2 protein-coding genes are annotated in these 1,637 nt (G+C 50.7%); one reads left to right on the top strand and one right to left on the bottom strand.

The features are described from left to right. Positions 1–318: transposase family protein (locus H5P30_RS11400; RefSeq protein ID WP_185693071.1), on the bottom strand; the 318-nt coding region annotated here is incomplete at its 3' end. A gap of 554 nt (positions 319–872) precedes the next feature. Between H5P30_RS11400 and H5P30_RS11405 the strand changes: the two genes are divergently transcribed. After that, positions 873–1,637, top strand: a 765-nt coding sequence (locus H5P30_RS11405) for an IS5 family transposase (protein ID WP_185693072.1), incomplete at its 3' end; no start/stop codon positions are given.

Genomic DNA, 1,637 nt, shown 5'->3' on the forward strand with positions numbered 1-1,637 from the left:
CCGGTAGAGCTTATGGCGAAGCTTCTCGGTCGACCGGCGCCACGGGCGGATCCCCGGAGGAGCGGGAACGAAACTCCGGCGACAATCCAGACACTGCCAGCGCCGGGTATGCACCACCAAGTCGCAGCGACTGCTCATCAAATCCAGATGACTGGCCCGCCGCTTATACCGGCCCTTGCTGTGGAGGCGATCGCCTCCACAGCAAGGGCAACGCTCCGGTGCCTCCTTCGGAGACACATGCACCTCACTTCGCTGAGAACTTATCGATTCGACACCGATCATACGGTATCCTTTAATGCCTATCTCTCTATTAATCATCGGGGACAGGTTAGCATCCTCTGCTGCCTGTCCCCACTTTTTGATCAAGAGCGCGCACGACTCCTTGATGACTTCTGGTGTTCAGTATTTATCCGGACCAACGCCAGAATACTGCTCTATAGGTGATCGTCGAAGCCACGCCATCACTATGCCGACCATCACGGAAGTTGCCGTACTTCTTAAGGTCTGACAGATCTTCGCGTCGGGTTTGTGCGCTATAATTTTGGCAAGTGCGATAAGCGGTTGAGCGGATTGTATCAATCCTCGATAAGGCTCATTGCTGTCGGCTGAGTTGACCCAAGATCCCAGTGATTCCGAGAAGTTATCCAAAAGCGAGATAGCTGCAGTCTCGACGATGTCCCACTTCAGGCGGTTTATTTCCAGGTTAAGGCGAACTTTCTCTGTAATCGGGTGATTCTTCTGCCGAGTTAATTCGTCGACCTTTTCTTTAAGCTTATTTGGCGAGCTCTCATTTTGCGGAACTGTTCGATACCGGGATCCGGCTAGGCCGCGTGGACAAATTCTCAACGGTCGGAAGAATTTTTTAACAATTTATGTTGCAACGAGATGTAGTTTTGTCATTGTTCATCCGTGACAACATACAGGTCGAACGAAATGCCTCTCGCAGTTCGCGAGGAGCTGAAAAAATTAACAACCTATATCGCACTGAGGTAGGAAGCCACCGAGGGCGTCCGGTTGGAAACCTTGACGCTACGCTCAATGGGATTTGGTGGATATTGTGCACGGGCTCGATTTGGAATCAGTTGCCTGAACGTTATGGAAAATGGAACAGTGTTTGGCGGTGTTTTCGCCGCTGGTGTGGTTCAGGCATGTGGGGATGGATTCTGCAGAATCTTACGGAACAGCACTCTGACTACGAAATCGCCTTGATGCTGGACGGCTCCCATATCAAGGCTCATCAGGACGCTTCCCGGAGTCCCTTAGATTCTGAACAACAAAAACTTGGAAAAACCAAAGGTGGCAGAAATACAAAACTCTCTGCTGTGGTAAATCTTGCCGGAAGAGCCGTTTCCCTTGTCTTGGTTCCCGGCAATGAACACGACAGTGTCAGTGCCATCGAAACCCTTCCCAAGAACTTGAAAGCCAAGTTCGTTCTCGCCGACAAGGCCTATGATGCCAACCGCATCAGAAGTCATATTGAATCGGCGGGAGGGTTCTGCGTCATCCCTCCTAAAGCGAATCGAAAAGAGACGATCTCTTACGACAAGGAAATCGGTAGGCTTCGAAGAATCGTCGAAAACTTCTTCTGCAGAATAAAATCATACAGAAGAGTCGCTACACGATACGAGCAACTCCCC

It is taken from the genome of Puniceicoccus vermicola (assembly GCF_014230055.1).
Classification (GTDB): domain Bacteria; phylum Verrucomicrobiota; class Verrucomicrobiia; order Opitutales; family Puniceicoccaceae; genus Puniceicoccus; species Puniceicoccus vermicola.